Raw genomic sequence first — 24877 nt, forward strand, 5'->3', positions numbered from 1 at the left:
TTCAATTTATAAGTCAAACATTTATAATTTTTGTTGAAAAGATAAAATTATTATTGACTTATGAGTTGAAATTCGACATACTTTAATTGATAATGATTCTCATTATTTTTGAAAATACCGATGATACATAGGAGGAAAGTTCATCTCATGAATAAACTTTTACAGCTACTCGTTTTACCTTTAGTCTTATTACTCGTCTTATCTGCGTGTGGCAATTCAAGTCACAAAGAAGCGTCAGACAAGAAAGCAGATACAACAACAATTAAACACGCAATGGGAACGACTGAAATTAAAGGCGAACCTAAACGTGTTGTGACTTTATATCAAGGCGCAACGGATGTCGCAGTTTCTTTAGGTGTTAAACCAGTGGGCGCAGTAGAATCTTGGACACAAGCACCCCAATTTGAATACCTAAGAGATGATTTGAAAGACACGAAAAATGTCGGTCAAGAACCTGCGCCAAACTTAGAAGAAATCTCAAAATTAAAACCTGATCTCATTGTTGCTTCTAAAGTGAGAAACGAAAAAGTATATGATCAATTGTCAAAAATCGCCCCAACGATTACGACAGATACAGTTTATAAATTTAAAGATACAACTGAAATGATGGGGAAAGCTTTAGGGAAAGAAAAAGAAGCACAATCATTACTTCAAAAATATGATGATAAAGTGAAAGCATTCCAAAAAGATGCTAAGGCCAAATATAGTGATGCATGGCCTATTTCAGCTTCTGTCGTAAACTTCCGTGCTGACCAAACACGTATTTATGCTGGTGGTTACGCTGGAGATATTTTACAAGATTTAGGCTTTAAACGTCCTGAAGGTCAACAAAAAGAAGTGGATAAAGGGAAAGACATTATTCAATTAACTTCAAAAGAAAGTATTCCGTTGATGGATGCTGACCAAATCTTCATTTTCAAATCAGATCCTAAAGCAGCAGATGCCGACCTTGTACAAAAAACTGAACAAGAATGGACATCAAGCACAGAATGGAAAAACTTAGACGCTGTGAAAAAAGGACATGTCGTTGATGGTGTAGATGAAATCACTTGGAACTTAGCAGGCGGTTACCAATCTTCACTTAAATTGATTGACGATTTATACGAAAAACTCGATATTAAAAAGCAATAACATAAGGAGTTACATTATGTCGCTTAAACCGATACATCACTTATTTATCGCAAGTGCATGTCTTGTCATTGTATCGTTTTTAAGCCTAATGATTGGAAACACGCTTGTATCACTGCCTCAGTTGATACAGGCGTTATTCCACTTTGACGGCCAAAACGATGTCCATACCCTTGTGACAGGTTCACGTGCTTCTCGAACAATCATCGCCCTACTTACAGGTGCTGCCCTTGCAGTTGCAGGTCTATTCATGCAAGTGCTCACACGAAATGCGGTCGCTTCACCTGGACTGTTCGGTGTCAATGCAGGCGCTGTCTTTTTTATCGTCACGGGCGTCACATTGATTCGTGTTCACTCATTTGAAGCACTCGTCGTGATGGCTTTTGTAGGCGCTATTCTCGTCACGATACTTGTCGTCGGATTAGGCATGTTTAAACAAGCGCGTTTTACACCACAACGCGTCATCCTTGCCGGCGCATCAATTTCAATGCTGTTCACTGCCTTTACCCAAGGCATTTTAATTATGAACGAAACGAATCTCCAAGGCTTATTATTTTGGTTGAGTGGTTCTGTATCGTTACGAAATATTTGGGATATACCGTGGATGATAGTGATCATACTTTTGTTTCTCATTGCCGGATTTTTCATGGCACCACATCTCAATATTTTAATGACAAGCGATGAGATTGCGACAGGATTAGGTCAAAATGTAAAGCGCATCAAATGGGTGATCGTATTGATGATTAGTGTGCTTGCAGGGAGTTCCGTTGCACTTGCCGGTTCGATTATATTTGTCGGCCTCATCATTCCAAATATTGCCAAACTCATACTGCCCCCTCGCTATCAGTTATTGATTCCATACACAGCATTACTCGGGTCTTGCTTAATGATCAGTGCAGATATTGTTGCGCGAGTCATCATTCGACCGCTAGAGCTACCCGTGGGCATTATTACAGGCATTTTGGGCGCTTTAGTATTGATATATCTTATGAAGAAGGGGATTTACCGTGTATGAAAAATGAGCGCTATAGTAAAGACAACATCTATCTATGCATCGGCCTCATCAGTCTTGTCATCGTAGGCTTGTTAAGCATGATGGTTGGATCAGACGTCATTCGTTTTTCAGATGTCATCGCATATTTTATCAATCCAAGCGCGAGTGCTTATCAATTTACGTTAGAAGTTTTACGCCTTCCCCGCATTACACTTGCGATTCTTGCAGGGACAGCGCTCGGTCTGAGTGGACTATTATTACAAAATGTCCTAAAAAATCCTATCGCTTCCCCTGATATTATTGGGGTCACAGGGGGGGCGAGTTTAAGTGCTGTACTATTTATCACATGGTTTAGCCACTTAAGCATTCACCTTCTTCCCCTTTTCGCCATCACGGGAGGAACGGTCGCGATGTTCATCTTGATGTCATTTCAAATGAACTATCAAATTCGTCCCTCGACACTTATCATTATTGGCATCGCATTACAAACAGTACTCATGGGCATCACACAAGGCCTATTACTCACAACCAAACAACTCTCGGCCTCTAAAGCTTATACGTGGCTCGTTGGGAGTTTATACGGCGCTTCTTTTCAAGACAGTCTCATCTTATGTGGCGCACTGCTCTTGATGACACCTCTGTTATGGGTCATCATACCACGCATGAAAATTGCTGCTTTAAATGAATCTGTCGCAACAGGACTCGGTCTACATATACAACAAACACGACTGTTACAAATTATCGTCGCGACACTACTTGTATCCATCGCTATTAGTTTTGTAGGGAACATTGGCTTTATCGGGTTGATTGCACCCCATATCGCTAAAACACTGATTCGAACAAGTACAATCAAACAATTCATCATGACCGCTTGTATCGGTGCCATTTCGCTTATGGTGGCTGACTTAATCAGTCGCACACTCTTTTTACCGAAAGAAGTCCCAGCCGGTGTATTCATCGCAGCATTTGGCGCGCCATTCTTTATCTATTTATTACTCACTGTCAAAAAACTATAGACGTCACGATATCACAAAAACGGTTGCAGATGAGAAATTCCCCTTCTCTCCTACAACCGTTTTTTTATGTGAGTTATTATTTTTTGACTTCGATATTGCTTAACTCAACCGAACTGAGTTGAGCCAAGACTCCTAGAATGTACGGCACAATTCTAATTGTCGTAATCACTCAACTTCCACTCTTCCACAAAAGAAAATGAAGCGTGATTGAGTTGAAAATGCAAACAAATACAGTAATTTCTACTTTACAAGTTTTCAACGATTAGATTCACCACACCTCAGATTGCAAAAACCAACCGCGACTCCTGAGGGATCAGCCCTAGGAAAAGCGTCGGTTGGTTTAGCAATATACAAAGATTCACTATCTCCATCATATAACCGAAAAATTGATAAAACTAAGCCTTTTCACCAAAAATCACTTCCGCATTCTGATAACTCAACACAATCTTCTCGCCCTTATTCTCAAGCTCCATCAAACGATTAATATCGTCTTTCGCTATCACTTTCACCGTATCACCAATCGACAGCGCCTTACTCGATAAGAACACTAACAATTCCGAACGATCTCTCACACGACGAATCGTCACGACATCGCCTTCTTCAAAAGAGAGGAGCGGTATTTTGTATATTTCTTCAAAATGATTATCACGCGGTATCACACCACCATGAGGACACGTTTTTGGATATTTTAGAAGCTCATCTAATCGTTCAACAAAGAGTTTCGACACTCGATGTTCTAACACTTCTGCTTCTACGTGTACTTCTTCCCAAGTATAATTCAACACTTCAATGAGAAACAGTTCAATGAGGCGATGGCGTTTAATCACATCTAACGTATATGACAATCCAAGCTCGGACAATTTAACACCTTTATACGGCTTAGTCATCACATAGCCTTCCTTTTCCAAGCGACCTACCATTTCACTCACAGACGGTGGCTTGATATTTAAAAAGCGAGACAATGTTTTGTTCGAAACATACGTATCAATACCATCATGACTCAAAATCGCTTTAAGATAGTCTTCTTTTTCCTCAGTTAACATATGTTCACCTCTCTCAAATATTCACTTTATTGTACCACGAAACGAATTCATGTTGACAATTTTCAATTTATCGTATAATTTTATTAGGGTATCCTAATTTCAAGTGAAGGTGGTGTTAATTATGCTGTCTATAGAAAACTTAAATTTGCATCTTGGCCAAAAACACGTCCTAAAAAACATATCTTTAGATCTACCTTTTAATGGTGAAATGATAGGTATTATGGGACCAAACGGTAGCGGAAAATCATCCCTCATCAAATCAATTATTGGAGAATTACCTGCAAAAGGAAAAGTTACGCTGAATCAACAGCCAGCACAACAACAATTGACAAATATGACGTATATTCCACAAAAATCTGTACTGGATTTGGACTTTCCAATTAATGTACAAGATTTAGTTTTGACAGGTTGTTATCAAGAAATTGGCTGGTTTCGGCGTGTTCCTAAAGCCATTCGAGAGAAAAGAGATACACTTTTAAAAGAACTCGAACTTTATGAATTAAGGAAACGACAACTTCATGCATTGAGTGGCGGACAATTACAACGTGTCTTTATTGCACGCGCACTGATGTCTGATAGTCTCGTCTACCTTCTAGATGAACCGTTTGTCGGTATCGATTTCAAAAGTGAGCGGATTATTTTTGAGAAATTGCAATATTTAAAGCAACAAGGGAAATTGATTTTAATTGTACACCATGACCTTTCAACAGCAGGACAATATTTTGATCGTATTCTTCTCTTGAATCAATCTATCGCATTTTTGGGAGACAGCGCTGAAGCATTGCAACCTAAAAACATCGAATCTGTATTTTTAAGTCGTTACCATCAAGCCAAAAAAGATACGCCTTTACACAGAAAGGAGTCGGCACAACATGTCGTTCGTTCAACACCTCTTTGAGTATCAGTTTTTATCACGTGCGATGTTAACAGCCATCTTAGTTGGTGTCGTTTGTGGTGTCGTCGGTTGCCTCATTATTTTAAGAGGTTTGTCACTGATGGGAGATGCGATGAGTCACGCAGTCTTACCGGGTGTGGCACTCTCGTTTTTAATGAATATTCCGATGTTTATTGGCGCAATGGTTACGGGGATGTTAAGCAGCATTATGATTGGCTATATTTCAGAAGCTTCAAAAACAAAAAAAGATGCTGCTATTGGGATTACTTTCACTACCTTTTTAGCACTAGGGATTGTACTCATTAGTGTGATTCATTCAGCCACTGATTTATATCACATTCTTTTTGGTAACATCCTTGCGATTACTCAATATGCGTTTCATACTACATTAGCCGTCAGCATAGTCGTTCTCGCATTGATTTTAATACTATACCGACCACTTAAAATGTCGACATTTGATCCAATTTTTAGTCGTATGAGTGGCTTAAATACGACAATGATTCATTATTTTGTCATGTTATTACTTGCGCTTGTTATTGTCGCAAGTGTTCAAACGGTCGGTGTCATTTTAGTGGTAGCTTTACTCATCACACCCGCTTCAACAGCGTTTTTATTTACTAAAAAATTGTCTACGATGATGATTGTTTCTAGCATATTTAGTGTTATCAGTTCAACGTTAGGCATTTATATGAGTTTTAAATTGAATTTACCAAGTGGTGCCGTTATCGTACTCATTTCAGCCGTGTTATATGGCCTTACTTTTGGCATCATTAAACTCATAAATCTATTACAAAAAGGAGCATTTCAAACATCATGATGAAAAGAATTTTCGCCATAGCGATTCTCTTTGTGTTACTCGCTGCATGTGGTATCAATAAAGGAGACGAATCCGAGCATAAATTAAAAATTGTCACTACGAACTCTATTCTTTACGATATGACTAAAAATATTACAGGCGATAAGGCCGAAATTCATTCAATCGTCCCTGTTGGTCAAGATCCTCACGAATACGAAATTAAACCGAAAGACGTTCAAGCGTTAACTGACGCTGATGTCATTATTTACAATGGTTTCAACCTTGAAAGTGGTAACGGTTGGTTTGAAAAAGCATTGAAACAAGCAAACAAATCGATTAAAGATGATTCAGTCATTCAAGCTTCTAAAAATGTAAAACCGATTTACTTAAAACAAGGTGAAAAATCAGAGCATAATATCGACCCACACGCTTGGCTCAGCTTAGGTAATGGCATTGAATATGTTAAAACCATCAAATCAGCACTTGAAAATGCAGATAAAACACACGCAAAAGATTATGACAAACAAGGCACTGAATATTTATCAAAACTTGAAAAATTGAATAAAGAAAGTAAAGATAAGTTCAATGACATTCCGAAAGAAAAACGTGTCATGATTACAAGTGAAGGTGCGTTTAAATATTTCGCCCAACAATTTGATGTGAAACCAGGATACATTTGGGAAATTAACACAGAAAACCAAGGTACACCTGAACAAATGAAACAAGCTGTTGATTTTGTTAAAGAGAATCATATTAAAAACTTATTGCTTGAAACAAGTGTGAGTGATAAGAGTATGAAGAGTCTTGGTGAAGAAACAGGTGCTAAGATTTACGGTACAGTTTATACGGATTCAATCGGTAAGAAAGGTAGCGATGGGGATTCGTATTATAAGATGATGGAATCGAATATTAAGACGATTCATGAAAGCATGCAGTAATATTTTAGAATTCTACAGTTAACTTTAGCCGTATTGCTGAACCGTGCTGCGCTTTCCCAGGGCCTCGCTACAACTAACCAACGCTTTGATTGAAAGTTACAGAGAGGAGGCGTTGGTGGATTTTCCGCTTCGGCTCTATCCCTCGGGAGTCTTGTACGGTTTTTGCAATTTGAACCATAGTCATTCTAAAATATAATAGCTTATGAAAACGGCAGAAATCTAACAGTACTTTCATGCGAACTCCCCCTTCTCTATAGAGGGGGAGTTTGCGTTTTATTCTAAATATGCTAGGAGACTCGCCTCGTTCTGCAATCTTATGCGTCAAGATATTCGTATCAACGAAAATCGTTCTACAATCTTTTGAAAGTAGCGCTTATAGAAATAAAGGTGACGCTGTTTGAAAACAATTTGTCAATATTCACTCCCCTTTCTTTTTTTGAAGATGGGGAGTTTTTTGTTCTTGCCTACTATCCCTCGGGAGTCTTGCACGGTTTTTGCAATTTGAACCATAGTCATTCTAAAATATAATAGCTTATGAAAACGGCAGAAATCTAACAGTACTTTCATGCGAACTCCCCCTTCTCTATAGAGGGGGAGTTTGCGTTTTATTCTAAATATGCTAGGAGACTCGCCTCGTTCTGCAATCTTATGCGTCAAGATATTCGTATCAACGAAAATCGTTCTACAATCTTTTGAAAGTGTGACTTGTCGAACTAGGTTAGCTCCTGTTTGAAAACAATTTATCCTTATCCACTCCATTACTCTTTTGAGGATGAGGTGTTTTTTTTTTGTTAACTCTGCCTAGGGAGGTTCGTCTAGATTTGTCATCTATACTGACGACAAAGACTGATTCTAGCAATTTCAAATGCGTTACCCATACAATCAAAATAGAATGATAAAAATCCCCTCTCTATGATGTTGAAGTTTTATGCTTCTCATTCATAGAGAGGAGTACTTTTGTATCTTTTAACTAAGTATCATCTTTATCCAACCTTGAATAGATGCGTTTACGGCGTTTGGCACGTTTTTCGATACGGATTTGACGTTTGGCTTCTTCGTCCAAGTGTTCTTTGTTTAAATCTGTATTCTCTTGAGAGGCATTTTTTTGATACATATAAGCGCCTGTACGATAAGCGGCTCTTGAGATCAAGTGACCACCCACTGGTGCAGTAATGTTGATAAATACTAATGCTAACAATGTCCGTACACTGTAATAACCTTGTGCAAAAATAAAGTAAATGAATACGCCAACGAGTGTTAATAGTACTGATGCTGTCGAAGCTTTGGTCGCGGCATGAATTCGTAAAAACACGTCTCTAAATCGGACTAAACCAACAGCACTGACTAATGCGATAAGGCTTCCCGCGAATACAAGAAAGGCTGCTAAAAGCTCAATGATATCATTTGTCATCGCCATGAAAAACATTGCCTCCTTCGATAAAACGGGAAATTGTGACCGAGCTTAAAAATGAAATAATCGCTATGAGCAATACGGAATCTAAAAATGAAAATGTTTCAAATAATAAACTGAGTACCCCTACTGTCGACATTAAAATCGCACTCATCGCATCAAAAGCGACCACACGATCTGCAGTAGTCGGACCTTTGACAAGACGAAATAATACGACGACTAACGAAATTGCAAAAATAACTAATGCGCTTGACAAAAGGAATTGCGTTAATGCCTCAATCATTTCGTCACCTCCACGATTAACTCCTCATATTGTTTAATACTTTTGAGTAAGCTCTTTTTCTCTTTTTCAGTCGTATCAATCGCATGAATTAAGAAAATGCTCGGTTCACGATTCACACGAATGACTGTTGATCCCGGCGTAATAATGATGAGAATCGTTAAAAACGTAATTTCCCAATCTTTATCTAATTGTGTTTCATATGTGACCAATCCTGGATCCATTTGATTCGTTTTGAAAAGAACATAATTCGTAATTGAAATCGTTGCCGTCAATAATTGATATAAATAAACAGCCAGAAACTTAATAGACACCCATACTTTTTTCGGATAAAATTCTTGATCGAAAAATTTATGCACGATATAGATGACTACAATACCGATAATGTAACCTGTCACAAATGTCGTGAGTCGAAATGCATCTTCATCTTGGAAAAGTACCCACAAAAATGCAATCATAACATTTAAACCAATTTGTCTCATCTAACTGCCACCTCGCAGTTCTGGATTCACCATTTTTTCATATTGATGCGGATCCATTGATAAATTTGTCGCTTGTTCAGTCACTTTATAAATGATGGGCGCAAAAAGACCCATTGCTAAAGTGACACCTGTCATAAACATGACAATGGTCTTACGATTCACTCTAATTGGTTTATAATCCATTTCTGCACCTTTCACATCATTGCCCGCATACATATAAAAGAAGACGCGGAACAAACTATACATCCCGATTAAACTCGTTAAAATCATCAATGTTAGGCCGATATAATGTTGATGTTGAATCGCACCCATGAAAATCAATAATTTCCCAGGAAAACCACTTAACGGCGGCACACCTCCAATAGCTAGTGTCACTATAATCAACGCCACACCGAGCCATGGTTCTTTTTTGGCGAGCCCTTTTAAATGACGATATTGACGATAACCTGTCGTATAAACGATGATACCAATAATGAAAAACAATAACGCTTTAACAATCATGTCATTCACTAAATAAAATATCGCACCATTGACGCCATAAAATGTATGCGTTCCAAGTCCAAATATGACGAAACCAATCGACAAGACGACCTGGTACGCTGCAATTTTTTTAATATCTTTATACGCAACCGTCCCAATTGCCCCAATGAGCATCGTCAAACAAGACATGACAATGAGTAAGGGTTCGACAATGTCACCGCTCTGATTAAAAATAAGGGTAAAGAATCGAATGAGTGCATAGGCGCCTACTTTTGTCATTAATGAAGCAAACAATGCGGCAAGTTCTGTATTCAACACGGCATACGCTTTAGGCAACCACATAAAGAGCACTAATGCAGCTTTAGAACCAAATGCGACAATGAATGACATCGCAACTAAATGAATTGCGGTTGGATCATGTAATTCTTGAATTCTAATCGCTATATGTGTGAAGTTCAATGTCCCGATTTGGCGATACAACAAGCCAATGCCAACGAGGAAAAACCAAGACCCTATCACATTCAAAACGACATAAATGATACTCGCACGAAGTTGTTCTACAGATTGACCGAGTGTAACGAGTACAAATGACGCTAATAACATAATTTCAAACATGACATATAAATTGAATAAGTCTGCCGTTAAAAACGAACCGACGACCCCTGTTGTTAAAAATAAAATAAAGGACAGTAAATAGTAGCGACTAGCACGTTTTTCACCACGTCCAAAGCCGAATGCCACAATCATGAAAACGACTAAAAAGGTTGTCGTCACTAATATGAGGCTTAATGGATCTCCCACATATTGAATACCAAACGGGGCTGGCCAATCACCAAAGTCTAATGTCATCGGGCCGTTTTTCATGACTTCGATTAACATGATTAAAGAGACGATAAACGAAATCAAAAGCGCACCTAATGCGATACGTCGAGACAAACGTACTTGTCGATGCAAAATCACTAGAAATAAAGCACAGATGAGAGGCACAAGAATTGGAACGGCTAGTAAATTATCATTCATCTTCTTCACCTCCAGTTAGAACATCAATTTCATCTTCTTTCGTTACTTTAAACGTACGATAAACTAATACGAGTAAAAAGGCCGTAATCGCAAAACCAATGACGATCGCAGTTAACACAATCGCTTGTAACAATGGGTCGACAAAGTTTTGGTTACTCCCCACAATTAACGGTTCGGTTTTTTGAGGCGTATACTCACCCATACTCATAATGATTAAATTACCTGCATGTGTAAAAATCGCAATACCAATCACGATACGTATCAAGTTTTTCGATAACACCATATATGTGCCGATAAAAACTAAAAATCCGATAACGATGAGTAATATAATATTCATGATTTCCCTCCACTCAACGATAGAATGGTTGTAACAACGACGCCAACAACACTTAATGTGATGCCCGCTTCAAAAAACATAATGGTAGAAAGATGCACTTCACCAAAATACGGGAATTTGACGTACCAATCGGCCTGATACAAAATATTTTTACCGAAAAACACGGGAACAATCGCAGTCGTTAAAGATACTAAAGCACCGATAATCATTAACTTTCTAAAGTCGATGGGCAGCGCGTCTAACACTTGAGCGACATCAAAAGCTAAAAACATTAAGATAAATGCAGAACTTAAAATTAATCCCGCAATAAAGCCGCCTCCCGGATTGTTATGACCTGCCAAGAAGAGGTAAAAACCGAATGTCAAAATGATGAATATGACAATACGTGTGACTGTTTTAAGGACTAAATCATTCTCTTTCATCTTGACCTCTCCTATCTTTAAAGTTGAGTAATGTATAAATACCTAAGCCTGCAATAATCAGTACTAAACCTTCTGCCAACGTATCGAGCGCTCTAAAGTCTCCTAGAATCGCATTTACAATATTTTTACCACCAGACTTTTCATACGCATCATGGTAAAACACAGAAATCGTTTCTAATGCACTCGCTTGTTGAATCATAAAAACTAAGCCGACAACCGTGATGGCAGTCATCAATGAAATTGCGATTTTCACCGCTTCTTTTTTAAAGTTAAACTGGCCACGTGGGACATTCGGCAATCTTGAAAAACTCACAATAAACAGTACCGTTGTAATCGTTTCAGTCACTAATTGCGTTAATGCTAAATCCGGTGCGCGCATTAAAATAAAAAACAATGTCACAATATAACCGATACCACCTGTTAAAATGACCATGGTTAAACGTTGGCGAATAAATATAAGCGCAAAACCAATCAACATAATGGTCACAAGTAACAGAATATGAAAAATGTGGTAATCTGTCACTTTGATATCATAAAGTTCCGGTACACCCGCACATATTAAGCCGTATATATTAATGGTGAAATAAATAAGTAGCGTTACAATAATGTAGGAATTGAGTCGGTTGTTCATTAAATGACGTAACCCATAACCTGACACACGCTCCAGTGACTCGTATGACGTATGGAAAATATTTTCAACTGATAATGCATTCTCTTGAGCAGATAAAAAGCGCTTGCGTAAACGATCAACAGAAAACACACCTACAATACCGAGCACAATCACTGTCACACTCATCAATAATGGCAAATTAAAGCCATGCCATTGTGCAAGGTGTGGTGCCGTTTGGACAATGGCCACTGTATGCACGACACCTCTAAATGCTGGTGTAATCACATGTGTCCCTATCCATTGTGGCACGATAAAGATGAGCGGTAAACATAGAGCCAACACCGTCGCAGGTAGAATCATCAGACGCGGTTCATGGACATGACGTTCTATACGGAGCTCTCCGAAAAAGGTCGTTTTAATTAAATATAAGGCGTAAATGAATGTAAAAATACTTGCCAACCATCCGACCAATGCAATCACAATCATGAGTGGCACATTAAACGCACTTAAATGATGTGCTTCTATTAAACTTTCGAAAAACATCTCTTTGCTGATAAAGCCGTTAAACAATGGGACTCCTGCCATCGCTAATGATGCCGCAAACATAACGACCATCGTCACAGGTAAGCGGCGTCTCAAACCACCGAGCTTTCGTATATCACGTGTACCGGTTTCATGGTCGATTAAGCCTACACCCATGAATAATGTCCCTTTAAACAATGCATGATTGAACAAATGGAAAATCGCCGCAAACAGCACATACGCATATATTTTAATCATGTGCGTGTCTGTCGCTTGTGCAATACCACCGCCGAGACCGACCATCGACATAATCATCCCAAGCTGACTGATAGTGGAATAAGCGAGAATCCCTTTCAAATCATATTGTTTAAGTGCTGTCATAGAACCGAATATCATCGTCAGCAAGCCCACGCCTGTCACCAAATAAATGTACGCATCACTCAATCCGAGCAACATCGTATAGCGAAGTAACAAGTAGATACCTGCTTTGACCATCGTCGCCGAATGCAAATAAGCACTCACTGGCGTTGGAGCTGCCATCGCTTTCGGTAACCAAAAATGAAACGGCCACTGTGCAGATTTCGTAAACGCGCCTAGCAACAACATCAACATGATAGGGATAAATAATGGATGCCCTACAATGTCATGACGTTGATTCAGCTGTTCACTGATCACATTCGTTCCCGTCACGAAATACAACATGATCAATCCGACGAGCATGGCCAAACCGCCAAAGACCGTCACCATAAAGGACGTCACTGCCCCTTTTTGACTTTCTGAAGAATCATACCAATAACTAATTAATAAAAATGATGACACACTCGTCAATTCCCAAAACATATAAAGAATGATGGTATTATCGGAGAGGACAATGCCCAACATACTGAACATAAATAAGACAAGATACAAGTAAAAACGAGGCAAATCATCATGTTGGTGAGATAAATAGCGTGTCGCATAGAAAAATACTGCCACACCCATAAGTGAAATCAGTAGCGCAAAAAATAGACCGAGTCCGTCTAAGCGCAAGATGAGGTTAATATCTAGTGCAGGGAACCATTGAATTGTTTCAACGATTTGCTGATGATTTAAAACTTGAGGAGTATAAAAAATAAACACAATTGATGAAATGATAGGTGCAAGCATTGCAATCCAATGCGGTAAACGTGTTGTCTGCCATTGCATTGAGATGACAAGTGCACCCATCACAACAATCAAAATAAGTAACAAACCACTAAGCATCATCACGCCTCCTTTTCTCTATATTTATAGGTTTAAAGCAATTGTCGTATCCATTTCTTTTTTAGGCACACCGATAAATTTCATCGTTTCATGTGACGTTTGGTGCCCGAGATACTTTTGAATCATTGAAATAGAAATGCCAGATTCAAACGCGTGATAGGCAAAAGTTTTTCTCAAAGTGGTCAAGCCGATATGTTCGAGGCCTAATTGCTGTGCCGCTGTATTAATAATGCGATAGGCTTGTTGTCGACTCAGTCCTTTTTGCGTCCGTTTAGAGCGAAATAATAAGTCCGTCTTAATTAACGCCTCAGCATCGATATACGCCTTTAACTCTTCCCTTAAACTGTTCGGGATACGCACACTAACTTCCTGACTTTGAGACACATCCCATTTCTCAATGATAGTCCCATCATCATGCATCACTTGACTGACCTTTAAATTTAATAATCCGACTAACTTAACACCCGTATGAATCGCAAACTTAAAAAACAAATAATCACGTATCGAATGGGATTGTAAAAAATCATACATCCTATGAATATCTCTCATTTCACGAATTGGATCCACGCAATTCACTCGTTCCCCCTCCTTTATGTTTCTTATTTAATTATAAACTATATTTGAGTAACATTAAACAACTTTCACAAAATTTTTTCTCATGAGGGGTGTGATTTTTTGCGTTGGATTTCGATATATATAGTGAAAGGAGGTCAGAAACATGAACATCAACCACTTAACACTTATTCTGACGCAAACAACAACTTCAGCAGAGGGAAAACCTAAGAAAGCATCACGTCGCTTTACACAGTTAAAAACAGACGCTTCACACGAGGACTTAAAAGCTTTCAGTCAAATGATTGAGAAGTTGACTGGCGAGCAGTATGACGCTATCGAATTAATGACATCAGAAAATATTCAATAAAAAGGAGCAATTACGATGAACGTTAAAACTTTAGAAATCATTTTTTTAGACGCATTACAAAAAACTTTCAAATTAAGTTTACCTAACATTAAAGGGACAATCACAAAAGAAGTAGTTCAAGAAGAAGCGGAAAAGTTAGTGGCATTAAATGTATTGAAGACGATGCATGGCCCTGTCGTCAAAGTGGCAGGCGCTCAAGTCATTGATAAATCTGTCATTGTGTTGTTTTAATATGTCGCGTTAGAGAAGTGAAAATCAAAAATCAATAGCATCCATTTTTGTATCCAATTCACTCTCGATTTCGAATTAATGAATTACAAATCCATAAGTAGATAGAGGCTAGGAAAATTAAATATCCTGGCCTTTTTTGCGTTTATATCAATCTATCGGTATCTCCTTAATCTCAAAACCGAACATATTCAAAACAAATAAAAAAGACCGAGAGAGATTCCCCAGTCTTTGCACACTCAAATTCATAATAACTCCGGATGAATAGACACAATAATTTAAGATGTGTATCATCTCGGGCTAGCAAAAATTTGATGTCTCGCCACTTTCGTAACTTCTATATTTACACATTAGATTGATAGTTCGGACGAATTCTCACTTCATCACCATAAAAAATCTTAAACTTCCCAAGCTTTTGACAAATCGCATATTTTTCGTATACTTCATCAATACGTGCTAACGTTTTATAAGATTTAAAAGGATTAAGCACTTCAACATACTGCCCCTCTTCAAGCTTTGACGACGCATTAACATTAATAAAAAAGAGATGGTCATCAATCACACGTACGATTTCATGTTCCTTCAAAATATCACAACTTTCCTTTAACTTCATTCTTAGTCATGGTGCGGTTACCAATGATGATCATACATGTTCACATGCAAAATTTACTATAATCTATTACCGTTTTATAATAACCAATAGGTTTCAAACCACATCTTTTACCCTGTATGTCTCCCTATTGAAATTGTTCGCAAACAAATTTAGCACTATCACATAGACATTTTGCTATAATGATAACACAGTTAAACAAAAGGATGGTTGATTATGCTTTCACTCTTACTGATTTTAGGGTTAGTAGCTGGTGCTGTCATTCCTGTACAGACCTCTATTAATTCTAGATTAAGCCGGTTCACGCAATCTTCTTTATATGCTTCTGCCATTTCATTTACGGTCGGAACATTATTGCTCGTGATACTCAACTTTATACTCAATCCACACTTACTGACTGCAGAAGCTTTCGGACATTACCATTTTGATTATTACTGGTATGTTGGTGGATTGATGGGCGTGATTTATTTAACCGGTAATATGATTTTGTTACCACGTATTGGCGCATCGTTAACCGTCGTGACAACGATTACCGGACAAATTTTGATGAGTGTGTTGATCGATACGTTCGGTTGGTTCAATGTAGATGTTCAAACGTTACATGTAATGAAAGTGCTCGGAATTGTGTTATTACTCATCGGTATTATTTTGATGAATCTGCAAAAGAACGCTAAGCAATTGGCACAATCGGGTCATAATGGGCCATGGATGCTTGTCGGTATGATCATTGGTTTTACGCCGCCCATTCAAACAGCAATCAATAGTCATTTAGGCCAAACACTCCACTCCCCCTTCTTTGCGTCATTAGTTTCATTTACAGTAGGGGCATCAGCACTCATTATTTTGACGTTGATGCTACATAGACACGTTAAAATTCATGCAACCTCTGAGCAGCATGGTCCATTGAAATGGTGGCACTTTGTTGGCGGGGCATTAGGTGTCATTTTTGTCACAACGAATATTATTTTAACGCCTGTGATTGGGGTCACTTTCACACTTATTACTGTGATGGTCGGACAAATTATTATGGGCTTACTCATCGACCATTTCGGACTATTCGGTGTACCACATCGTCATATTACGAAACAGCGCTTATTAGGTTTTATGCTCATTATTATTGCGATTATTATCATTCAGTTCAACTAAGCATACGCTATTTGATTCATTGTCTTCTCAAAAGTGTGTGAATCATGCACTTTTTTGAGGACGCTTTTTATTTTTTCACACCTCTATGTCATTTTATTATCTTAATATGCTACAAATTGCAATAAATGTAGCTCGTAATTATTTTATACCGCAATAAAATGTATATAAATACAAAAAGTATATATATACTGCTGTGATTTTTAATTAAATATGCCAAATTTTGATACAACTTAAAAAAGAATCGTATATATATAAGATATGTACTAAAGCATTGAGTCATGTTCATGTCAAGAAATATTTATTTTTTATTTCGCATTATTTTTACTTATCTGCTTATTTATACTGTATACTTATTTTTACAATTTCCAAAACCTCGTTATTTGAAAGCTGATGTAAAGACGACGCGGTATCCGCTTAAAACAGGCTGTATCGCTGTACTTACGATGCACTGTCACTTTTAACAGCTGTGTCGTTGTTTCAATTATATAGGGACACTTACCTATTTTTTATGATTTTCCTCAAATCATATATGTAATAGCTCTATCCAATCATCTACAACAAAACTTAACATCATTTACGTCCACTTCACTAAAAATGAGTTGAATCCGCTCGCCACTTAGACTATAATGGTCATCACTGTTTTTGTTATTGTGCAAATGCATAAAATTTTCACTAGTACCAAGTTGCTCGTTCGCTCAAAATTTCATTCAAAGTCACAATAAATTACATTTTATATTTAAGATATTTTTTACTATCCTCACAATGAAAAACAAACCATTATACTCGGGGTTTATCAACTACACAATCTTTCTAAACCCTTTAGTTATCTATATTTCAAACCTATCTTGCTATTCAAAGAAAATCCCTTTTCACATATCAAAATAATTTTCATCCTCAAAGTCGTTACCAATTTGAATTCATTTTAACCTCAAAATCAAACTTCTCTTTACCATATGACCAGTTTAAATATGATTGAATCAGCCATTTCTAATTATATGTAAAAACTGTAAATTCATCAAATGCATAATAAATTATGATAAAATAAATAAGCAACTTTTAATTAATAAAGGTGTTTTTATTGGTGGAAAAGTTGTTAGGAATCCCAAGGCAAATATTTTAGAACCAAGTTAAAAACAACATTAAATTCTTTTTTGCTTTTTTGGCATTATTCTAGTTGTTTAATTGCAAATTATGGATTAATGACCATATATGACAACTTATCGTGCTCACTTCGAATATTGATTATGATCATTATAATGTTGTAAAACGTTGAAGTGTCTTATTTTACAAATGCATGCCTATTAGATATAATATATTAAATAATTCCGTTCGAATTAAATATATAAAGATTTATACTAGTGCATTTTAGTGGTGTTATATACACTTCATTTGCTATAATATAATGTGTTAACGGGATTTTATTGAAATGTAATATATCGTGTATTATATTTCAAAAGACGTTTAAGGGTAATATATATGGGAGGTTATGAGTATGGCTGTTACAAGAGTCAAGGATTGTTTTGAGTTATTATCTATGGTGACTTACGCTGATAGATTAAAAAGTGTGATTAAAAAGGAATTTAAAATTAGTTTTGAAGAGTTCGCGGTTTTAACACACTTAAGCTATAGAATAGAAGAGGAATATTATTTAAAAGATATCATTAACAACTTAAACTATAAGCAACCGCAAGTCGTGAAAGCTGTTAAAAACTTATCTCAAGAAGGATATTTCGATAAACGCCGTAATGAAAACGATGAACGTACAGTACTGATTTTAATTAACGATCAACAACGTGAAAAAATCAACGCTTTATTAGACCGTGTTAATGAAACAATCAAATCTACAGATATTCGACCACAGTAATTTTGGAACAAAGCATGAATTATGAAACGTATGGGGCTTATGGAGCATACGTACAAGTGTAAAATAAAACCACTCATTGTCTTTTTATACGACTACAACGAGTGGTTTTACTTTTTTGCTCCGTTTAACCCTCACCAAAATACCCTTTCGAAGTGACATTGCTTAATGTAACACGCTTCGAAAGGGTATTTTATACTGCTTGGATGCCACTTATGTTCGTTTGCTCGCTGACAATTCAATTGTGTAGAAAATAATCAACACTAAAATCATCACCCAAATTGCAATGGAAATGAGCTGAGCCGCCTGATCATCAGCAACAATCACATCAATGGTCTTTTGAAGTAATAATAAGCCAATTCCTGTGTACTCTAAATACTTTTTATACAATCCAAAGCTCGTCACGATCACGCCAATTACTGCCATCGCGATATGTGCATAATGCGTCACAACATGAATACCTAAGTTCAAATCAAACGCATTCATTAAAATGAGTACGAGGGCAAAAACCGCTAAAGCTCCCCCTGCATAACTCTCTATTTTATTGCGATACAAATAATTTTTATGCATGATTCGTGTATATATAACGATCGATATCGGCAACATGACAAGCATATACACGAGTGATAAACCTGTGGCAGCACCGAAAGGCACCAATTGTTTGTCATAGAGCGATGAAATTAATATAAAGTTGATGATAAAAAACACGACCGGGTTGAACTGTAATATAAATAAGTTTTTTTGTATTGTTAGTATCATTTCAGCCGGAGATTTTTGACGATATTCGATATAGTCTTTATCTTCCGCTTCTGATTTTTGAATATCTTTTCTCAAATTTTCTTTAACGTCGTCGATTAAACTTGGAGATACACCTTTGTGCGTAAAGTAATCTTCTACATTCTCCAGTAAAGTCCGATCATTAGGTCTCATAAAATCCTCCGTCTCATTTGATAGCACCATTATATCAGAAGTGAGACCTGGCGTGTAGACGCTTCCGTTTGTACAGTTGCGTCGTACATTACTCTACATCAATGCGATAGAGCTTCAATGTTTGATTTTTTGGTGTAGAAGTCGCAAATTGGTATGCCACTTTACCATCTGAAATATAACCGCTACCCCCTGTGACATGGTTATGATGTTCACGTTTAATCGCACGTGCACTCACTTGATCCTTCACCTCTTGATACTTCGGGCCGTTCAGTTTATTGTAAATCATACTCACACGTGTCACCTTCGCATGTCGACCCGCGCCGCTCGCAGTCACAATCATCACACCATCTTTTGTATGAATTTCATAATAATGATGATGACCGTAAGCTTCTTTCGTATGAATCCCATGGCCTTTGTCTCGGAATACGTCACTCATTCGGTCGCCAATTGTCACACCTTCTACTGTGCGATCGCCGTGTTGTAATGATTTCACTGATTCTAATGTATTCCCTGACATCGCATCTGCTGTACCTGCATAAATCCCCGAAAATGTAAGTCCTGTTATTAACATTGCACTGACTAGTTTTTTCATAGGGCACACGCTCCTCTTTTGTCTCTCTTTTTTGTGCTCATTATCATCATACCCTAAATTGCAATAAAATAACAGTTGTATTACAAAATGGTTACAAGTCCATATTATGTGTCGTTCTTTGCATAAAGCTTTTCACTGTTTTGAGAAATTTTTCCTTTTCTTCTACAAATGGATATACGCCTGACTTTTTAAATAATTCGTACGTCGCATTTGGCATCAACTCGGCAATATTTTCAGATTCACTCGGCGCGATACGTTCATTCGCCACTCCTGCAATCACGAGTGTGCGTACTTGCACTTCAGACAATGGTTCACCAAGTTCAAAATCTGTAAATGATTGGTCCACTGCATTTTTCTCATAATCTGTTAATAAAGCTGCTGAGTCATTGACACTTTTAAGAAACTTGCGCACTTTTCCTTTAGCATAGTATAAATGCTTTTCTAAAAACTTATCTTGTTCTGAATCGCTCCAAGTACGAATCGTTTCAGCGTATTTACGGAACAAGCGCTCATGTGGTAAGCCTTCTCCAGAGACAGTCGGATTAATTAAAATGAGTTCTGAGACTTTCTTTGGATCACGTTGAACGAGGTCTAATGCAACCCCACTTCCCATTTCAATCGCGATAAATGTCGCACATTCGATGTACAGAAACTCCATCAATTCTTTTAAATCTTGACTATAATCATGAAAATCAATCGTTAACGGTTTGTCAGAGTATCCGTGTCCTCTCAAGTCGACTAATATCACTTGAAAATAGCGTGACAAACGCTTCGCAATATCCTCAAATACTGTATGATTCATATACACTGAATGTACCATCACAATCGGATAACCTTTTCCCATTGAGCGATAATTCAATGCTGTCCCATCTGATGATCTAAATAAATGCATTACTTTTCAGCCTCCCGTTCGATGTTTAAAATATCTAATAATTCTTCCAGTGTTGTAATTTCAAAATCCATTTCCGATTCTAAAGGAATAACCTCATCTTCTCTTTCACCGTGACGATACCAGACGCTAACCATGCCCATTGCTCGAGCAGGTGCGACGTCATTCAACGCATCATCGCCGACGTACACCACCTCTTCTGGTGCGACATCTAATTTCTCAATAATTTCTTCATAAATACGTGGATGCGGTTTTCGAAAGCCCACCATTTCAGAAGTCGTCAAATGTGTCACGTAAGATTCGATACCTAACGCATAAACACGATAACGTTTAATTTTAGATTTCCCATTTGCGATAACACCAATTTTATAATCCGCTTCTTTCAGTTTTTGCAAAGTATAGGTCGTGTCATAAAATGGAAAAACGTAACGATAGAAATGCATTTCAAAGTCGTTAAATAAATCTTTCCATGTTAAACGATCAATGTTGAATTGCTTGATGATTTCTTTGTATAAATCAGGTTTATCATGATCTTCGTCGTCATCAAGTTCGATAAATTTTTTGCGGAAGTCTGAGGCTTGTACACGTACTAAATAATCATGAAAACGTTCGTATTGCTCTTCAATAAATTTGTCACGTGATTTTTGTCGATCTAACAACGTTCCCTCTAAATCAAATATAATTGCTTTAATGTTTGTTAAGTCCATGGTATACCTCATTACTTATTCTTTAAAATTCATATAATACTATATTAGTCAATTGCTCAAGGTCGTTCAACTATCATGAGATAAAACATCAGTGGAATGCCTAAAATTGCTAAGACGACACTTGCGGGCAGTTGAATCGGGTCGAGTAATTGTGCACCTAAAACATCTGCCAGTACCATAGCTGTCCCACCAATTAAAATATTTAAAAGCATTTTAAAAGGTAATGTCCCTCGGCTCAAACGATGTACAAATTGTGGAATGACCATACCGATAAAGCCAATCACCCCTACAAAGCCGATAATGACTGTAGACATCATGGTCGCTAATATTAATACAGTCACCGATAAACGCTCGACATGAAGCCCTAACGCAGCACTCGAGAGCGTGTTCATTTGTAGTAATTTAACTTTCGGAACTAACATGAAGAAGATCAATGTAATAATGACAAAGACGCTCATCACCACGGCCGCTTCTCGATATTCCGCAGCACCAAAGCCACCGAACATGTACGCCACAATATTTTGGAGTCTTTGCGGATTGAATTGGACGAGTAAAAACAGCACTGCATTCAACAACGAACCGATGAGTATCCCGGCTAGAATGAGCGAGCGCGTCGGATAGCCCCTCGAAATGGTATAAGCGATAGTCATAACAACGACTAATGAGAGCATGCCCAACACCATCGCTAAAGGCGCAACCCATACAAAAGGTAAGCCGAGAAGTACAGCGATTGCCGCCCCCACTGTCGCACCGTTTGCCAGTCCAAGTGTAAAACTATCGGCAAGGGGGTTGTTCAAGATAATTTGAAACATTTGTCCTGCTATTGTGAGCCCCATGCCTGCAAACAATGCGAGTAGCATTCTAGGTAGACGTACCTCCATAACCAATGTCGATGTTAAAGGGGTGTGCCACTCTAATCGACTGAATAAACTGTATGTACAGACAACCATTAAAAGAAGGCTCCATGCACTGATGCTCATGAAGCCCTTCGTTACGTTATTTTTCATACACAGCATCTCTCAACATTTTCATCGCATCATCTAAACGCGGTCCAGGTCGTGATAACATGTCATCATTTAAAGCGACAACACGGTCTTCTTTCACTGCATTAACTCTCTCGAAACCACCACGTTGCTGTACATCATTGCGATAATCCTTTGTCGAAACACCTGACGTCGCAATCATCACATCTGGATTTTTCTTGATAATTTGTTCTTTAGACACTTTCGGCCAACCTTCCGTATCATCAAACACATTTCGAGCATGGAGTTGCTTTAACATATCATTCATAAAAGTCCCTTTACCCGCTGTATACATTTCTGGTTGAGATGCAATTTCAATGAACACGTGAGGTGCTTTTTTGTGCTTCGGAATCGTATCGATCACCTGTTGAATGTTATGTTTCGTTTCTTTCACTAATTGTTCTGCTTGTTGTTCAGTTCCTGTGAGCTTTCCAATTTGATTAAACGTTTCATACATTTCATTAATCGAATGCGCATCTTTGACATAAGCAACACGAATGCCACTTTCTTCTAAACTATCCAACACTTTACCTTGAGATGCTTTTTGTGATTCATGCGCTAAAATCAAATCCGGTTGCGCTTTAATCAACGCTTCCTTATTAAGTTGCATTGCGTCAAATTGCTGCTTCTCTTTCACGCCTTTTGGATAATCATCTACCGTAGAAACACCTACGACCTTATCACCTAGTCCGAGCTCATATAAAATCTCTGTATTACTTGGCATTAATGAAATGATACGTTCCGGACCTTTATCAGAAGATTTGCCCGTCTCCTTCGACTGATTTGCATTGAAGTGACAACCCGCGAGCATGAAGACAACCATGACGATCACAAGTGCGAACCCTTTTAATTTCATCCTTCCACTCCCATTTTTCATCTTATTTTGTTTATCTTATCATTTTTTGTTGATTTTTGGCGCCTTAAATTAATTTTTTATGTAAATTTTGAAAACTACCTAAATAGACACTTTCATCGACTACATCATGATGGGGAACTTAAACAAAGAGCCAAGAAGGCAATCAAATACCACAAATCATGAGGAGTGCAAGTTAAACAAAATTAGTGTAGCAAAAGCATCATAAAATTTTAATGATCCATCCTCTTATGAAAGCGATAACAACAGAAATTTATATTTAATAAACTTTCTAATAAAATACATTAAAAAACTGTATTGACAGTATTTGCGCATCGGAATATAATTAATTGAAAATGATTATCAATTGAGGAAAACCGTTTATCACTATATACGATTTTTAGAACATTATTCTTCATATATCAAGGGCTTCGTTGTAGAGGGTGACATACATACAAGATTTTATAATGGCAAATAATTTTTACAATTGATAGGACTTTATTATATCATGGATTCATATGGTGACTTGTATCGCTAAAGGTGATTAGAAAAATTTTAAGAGAAGAAGGATTTTTATGCTAGAAGGTACGTTTGTTTTAGGTATGGCAAGTCCAACAGGCCTCATTATCATTAGTGTCATTGCGCTCATTTTGTTTGGACCGAAAAAGTTACCTCAATTTGGTCGTGCAATCGGTTCAACGTTACGCGAATTTAAATCTGCCACAGAACATATTACAGAAGATGACGAATCATTAGACACACCCAGTACAAAATCTACAAAACAAGAACACAAATGAGTTATCGTTACTCAATCATTTTAACGAACTGAGAGCACGGTTAATCAAAATAGGCATGACGTTTGGCCTCGTACTCATTGTAGTCTACATTTCATCACATTGGTGGATCCAGCCATTCATACACGCTATAGCTCAAAATGGCGTCCAGTTACATGCCTTTAGTTTTACCGAAATGATACAGATTTACATTATGATTATCTTATTTTGTACATTGTGTATCGTTTCTCCCGTGATTTTTTATCAATTGTGGGCATTTATCGCGCCAGGTTTAAAAGACATTGAGCGCCAATTCGTTTATAAGTATAGCCTCATTTCCGTGCTGCTGTTTTTGACAGGTATCGCACTGGCATACTGGCTCATTTTTCCACTTATCATTCAGTTTTCATTCAATTTGTCACAATTAATGTCGATTGATCCAGTGATTGGATTTAAACAATATTTAACCGAACTACTGCGATGGCTACTCTTCTTTGGCATTATTTTTCAATTGCCGATTTTGTTTATCGGTTTAGCCAAATTCGAGCTGATTGATGCGACCATGTTACGGCCTTATCGTAAGTATGTGTATTTTGGGTGCTTGGTCTTGGCCAGCTTGATTGCACCGCCTGATGTGCTGTTAAATATTTTACTGTCCTTTCCTTTGATATTATTGTTCGAACTGAGTATGTTTATCATTCGATTTACGAAACCTTATCATTAAAAAA

The 24877-nt window shown here is 37.5% G+C and carries 28 protein-coding genes; 12 read left to right on the plus strand and 16 right to left on the minus strand.

Going from position 1 to position 24877, the window contains the following annotated elements:
* Positions 1-147: 147 nt before the first annotated feature.
* The 3 genes from P3U61_RS10240 to P3U61_RS10250 are packed head-to-tail and all read left to right on the plus strand — an operon-like array spanning position 148 to position 3138.
* Positions 148-1131, plus strand: a complete 984-nt coding sequence (locus P3U61_RS10240; RefSeq protein WP_099997482.1) for an ABC transporter substrate-binding protein — start codon at positions 148-150, stop codon at positions 1129-1131.
* 16 nt (positions 1132-1147) lie between these two features.
* The gene (locus tag P3U61_RS10245) at positions 1148-2143 is read left to right on the plus strand and encodes a FecCD family ABC transporter permease (RefSeq protein ID WP_020220036.1); all 996 of its coding nucleotides are present in this window, start codon (positions 1148-1150) and stop codon (positions 2141-2143) included.
* Positions 2140-3138, plus strand: coding sequence for a FecCD family ABC transporter permease (locus P3U61_RS10250; RefSeq protein WP_015728687.1), 999 nt, complete (start codon positions 2140-2142; stop codon positions 3136-3138). The genes P3U61_RS10245 and P3U61_RS10250 overlap by 4 nt, the downstream gene beginning before the upstream one ends.
* 395 nt (positions 3139-3533) lie before the next feature.
* Here the strand turns inward: P3U61_RS10250 and P3U61_RS10255 are convergent, their stop codons facing one another.
* Positions 3534-4181 (minus strand): metal-dependent transcriptional regulator, encoded by a 648-nt coding sequence (locus tag P3U61_RS10255; protein ID WP_020220035.1) that lies wholly within the window; start codon positions 4179-4181, stop codon positions 3534-3536.
* A gap of 121 nt (positions 4182-4302) precedes the next feature.
* Here P3U61_RS10255 and P3U61_RS10260 point away from each other — a divergent pair, with 121 nt between their 5' ends.
* From P3U61_RS10260 to mntC, 3 genes are read left to right on the plus strand one after another with little or no spacing between them, the layout of a single operon-like run.
* Positions 4303-5079, plus strand: a complete 777-nt coding sequence (locus P3U61_RS10260; protein ID WP_014614642.1) for a metal ABC transporter ATP-binding protein — start codon at positions 4303-4305, stop codon at positions 5077-5079.
* Positions 5054-5893 carry a metal ABC transporter permease gene (locus tag P3U61_RS10265; RefSeq protein ID WP_014614643.1) on the plus strand — a complete coding sequence of 280 codons (840 nt, stop codon included), beginning with the start codon at positions 5054-5056 and terminating at the stop codon, positions 5891-5893. The genes P3U61_RS10260 and P3U61_RS10265 overlap by 26 nt, the downstream gene beginning before the upstream one ends.
* Positions 5893-6810, plus strand: coding sequence for a manganese ABC transporter substrate-binding lipoprotein MntC (gene mntC / locus P3U61_RS10270; protein ID WP_041613365.1), 918 nt, complete (start codon positions 5893-5895; stop codon positions 6808-6810). Before P3U61_RS10265 ends, mntC begins: the two co-directional genes overlap by 1 nt.
* Before the next feature lie 970 nt (positions 6811-7780).
* Here mntC and P3U61_RS10275 read toward each other — a convergent pair.
* From P3U61_RS10275 to P3U61_RS10310, 8 genes are read right to left on the minus strand one after another with little or no spacing between them, the layout of a single operon-like run.
* Positions 7781-8227: a Na+/H+ antiporter subunit G gene (locus tag P3U61_RS10275; protein ID WP_014614645.1), complete on the minus strand. Its 447-nt coding sequence runs from the start codon at positions 8225-8227 to the stop codon at positions 7781-7783.
* The gene (locus tag P3U61_RS10280; protein ID WP_014614646.1) at positions 8211-8504 is read right to left on the minus strand and encodes a monovalent cation/H+ antiporter complex subunit F; all 294 of its coding nucleotides are present in this window, start codon (positions 8502-8504) and stop codon (positions 8211-8213) included. Before P3U61_RS10280 ends, P3U61_RS10275 begins: the two co-directional genes overlap by 17 nt.
* Positions 8501-8983, minus strand: a complete 483-nt coding sequence (locus tag P3U61_RS10285; RefSeq protein ID WP_014614647.1) for a Na+/H+ antiporter subunit E — start codon at positions 8981-8983, stop codon at positions 8501-8503. Before P3U61_RS10285 ends, P3U61_RS10280 begins: the two co-directional genes overlap by 4 nt.
* Positions 8984-10483, minus strand: a complete 1500-nt coding sequence (locus P3U61_RS10290; RefSeq protein ID WP_070407484.1) for a Na+/H+ antiporter subunit D — start codon at positions 10481-10483, stop codon at positions 8984-8986.
* Entirely contained in the window at positions 10476-10820 is a 345-nt protein-coding gene (gene mnhC2, locus P3U61_RS10295) for a Na+/H+ antiporter Mnh2 subunit C (protein ID WP_014614649.1), read from the minus strand. The genes P3U61_RS10290 and mnhC2 overlap by 8 nt, the downstream gene beginning before the upstream one ends.
* Entirely contained in the window at positions 10817-11242 is a 426-nt protein-coding gene (locus tag P3U61_RS10300; protein ID WP_014614650.1) for a monovalent cation/H+ antiporter subunit B, read from the minus strand. The genes mnhC2 and P3U61_RS10300 overlap by 4 nt, the downstream gene beginning before the upstream one ends.
* Complete coding sequence (locus tag P3U61_RS10305) at positions 11229-13619, minus strand: DUF4040 family protein (protein WP_099997481.1); 2391 nt, start codon at positions 13617-13619, stop codon at positions 11229-11231. The genes P3U61_RS10300 and P3U61_RS10305 overlap by 14 nt, the downstream gene beginning before the upstream one ends.
* Before the next feature lie 21 nt (positions 13620-13640).
* Positions 13641-14192: a tyrosine-type recombinase/integrase gene (locus P3U61_RS10310; protein ID WP_014614652.1), complete on the minus strand. Its 552-nt coding sequence runs from the start codon at positions 14190-14192 to the stop codon at positions 13641-13643.
* 142 nt (positions 14193-14334) lie between these two features.
* Between P3U61_RS10310 and sroA the strand changes: the two genes are divergently transcribed.
* Together sroA and P3U61_RS10320 are read left to right on the plus strand one after the other, a co-directional pair.
* Positions 14335-14538 carry a sigS mRNA-stabilizing protein SroA gene (gene sroA, locus P3U61_RS10315; RefSeq protein ID WP_014614653.1) on the plus strand — a complete coding sequence of 68 codons (204 nt, stop codon included), beginning with the start codon at positions 14335-14337 and terminating at the stop codon, positions 14536-14538.
* A 15-nt stretch (positions 14539-14553) separates the two neighbouring features.
* Complete coding sequence (locus P3U61_RS10320; protein ID WP_323695694.1) at positions 14554-14769, plus strand: DUF2922 domain-containing protein; 216 nt, start codon at positions 14554-14556, stop codon at positions 14767-14769.
* A 340-nt stretch (positions 14770-15109) separates the two neighbouring features.
* On the opposite strand, the gene P3U61_RS10325 is transcribed toward P3U61_RS10320, so the two are convergent.
* Positions 15110-15379, minus strand: a complete 270-nt coding sequence (locus P3U61_RS10325; RefSeq protein ID WP_015728682.1) for a hypothetical protein — start codon at positions 15377-15379, stop codon at positions 15110-15112.
* A gap of 213 nt (positions 15380-15592) precedes the next feature.
* On the opposite strand from P3U61_RS10325, the gene P3U61_RS10330 reads away from it, so the two are divergent.
* Entirely contained in the window at positions 15593-16522 is a 930-nt protein-coding gene (locus P3U61_RS10330; protein WP_099997480.1) for a DMT family transporter, read from the plus strand.
* Between the two features lie 1492 nt (positions 16523-18014).
* The gene (gene sarA, locus P3U61_RS10335) at positions 18015-18386 is read left to right on the plus strand and encodes a global transcriptional regulator SarA (RefSeq protein ID WP_014614657.1); all 372 of its coding nucleotides are present in this window, start codon (positions 18015-18017) and stop codon (positions 18384-18386) included.
* 210 nt (positions 18387-18596) lie between these two features.
* Here sarA and P3U61_RS10340 read toward each other — a convergent pair whose 3' ends face one another.
* The 6 genes from P3U61_RS10340 to P3U61_RS10365 all read right to left on the minus strand — a co-directional run bounded on the left by P3U61_RS10340 (position 18597) and on the right by P3U61_RS10365 (position 23379).
* The gene (locus P3U61_RS10340; protein ID WP_014614658.1) at positions 18597-19313 is read right to left on the minus strand and encodes a hypothetical protein; all 717 of its coding nucleotides are present in this window, start codon (positions 19311-19313) and stop codon (positions 18597-18599) included.
* A gap of 88 nt (positions 19314-19401) precedes the next feature.
* The gene (locus tag P3U61_RS10345; protein ID WP_063278864.1) at positions 19402-19905 is read right to left on the minus strand and encodes an SA0570 family protein; all 504 of its coding nucleotides are present in this window, start codon (positions 19903-19905) and stop codon (positions 19402-19404) included.
* 91 nt (positions 19906-19996) lie between these two features.
* Complete coding sequence (locus tag P3U61_RS10350) at positions 19997-20797, minus strand: alpha/beta fold hydrolase (RefSeq protein ID WP_099997479.1); 801 nt, start codon at positions 20795-20797, stop codon at positions 19997-19999.
* On the minus strand, positions 20797-21501 hold the full coding sequence (locus tag P3U61_RS10355; protein ID WP_014614661.1) for an HAD family hydrolase: 705 nt from the start codon (positions 21499-21501) through the stop codon (positions 20797-20799). The genes P3U61_RS10350 and P3U61_RS10355 overlap by 1 nt, the downstream gene beginning before the upstream one ends.
* Before the next feature lie 56 nt (positions 21502-21557).
* Positions 21558-22508, minus strand: coding sequence for a FecCD family ABC transporter permease (locus P3U61_RS10360; protein WP_037543855.1), 951 nt, complete (start codon positions 22506-22508; stop codon positions 21558-21560).
* Positions 22498-23379, minus strand: coding sequence for an ABC transporter substrate-binding protein (locus P3U61_RS10365; RefSeq protein ID WP_014614663.1), 882 nt, complete (start codon positions 23377-23379; stop codon positions 22498-22500). Before P3U61_RS10365 ends, P3U61_RS10360 begins: the two co-directional genes overlap by 11 nt.
* A gap of 572 nt (positions 23380-23951) precedes the next feature.
* Here P3U61_RS10365 and P3U61_RS10370 point away from each other — a divergent pair.
* Positions 23952-24173, plus strand: coding sequence for a twin-arginine translocase TatA/TatE family subunit (locus P3U61_RS10370; RefSeq protein ID WP_014614664.1), 222 nt, complete (start codon positions 23952-23954; stop codon positions 24171-24173).
* 55 nt (positions 24174-24228) lie between these two features.
* On the plus strand, positions 24229-24873 hold the full coding sequence (tatC, locus tag P3U61_RS10375; RefSeq protein WP_014614665.1) for a twin-arginine translocase subunit TatC: 645 nt from the start codon (positions 24229-24231) through the stop codon (positions 24871-24873).
* Positions 24874-24877 lie beyond the last annotated feature (4 nt).

The organism is Staphylococcus pseudintermedius (assembly GCF_034042775.1).
GTDB classification, from domain to species: domain Bacteria; phylum Bacillota; class Bacilli; order Staphylococcales; family Staphylococcaceae; genus Staphylococcus; species Staphylococcus pseudintermedius.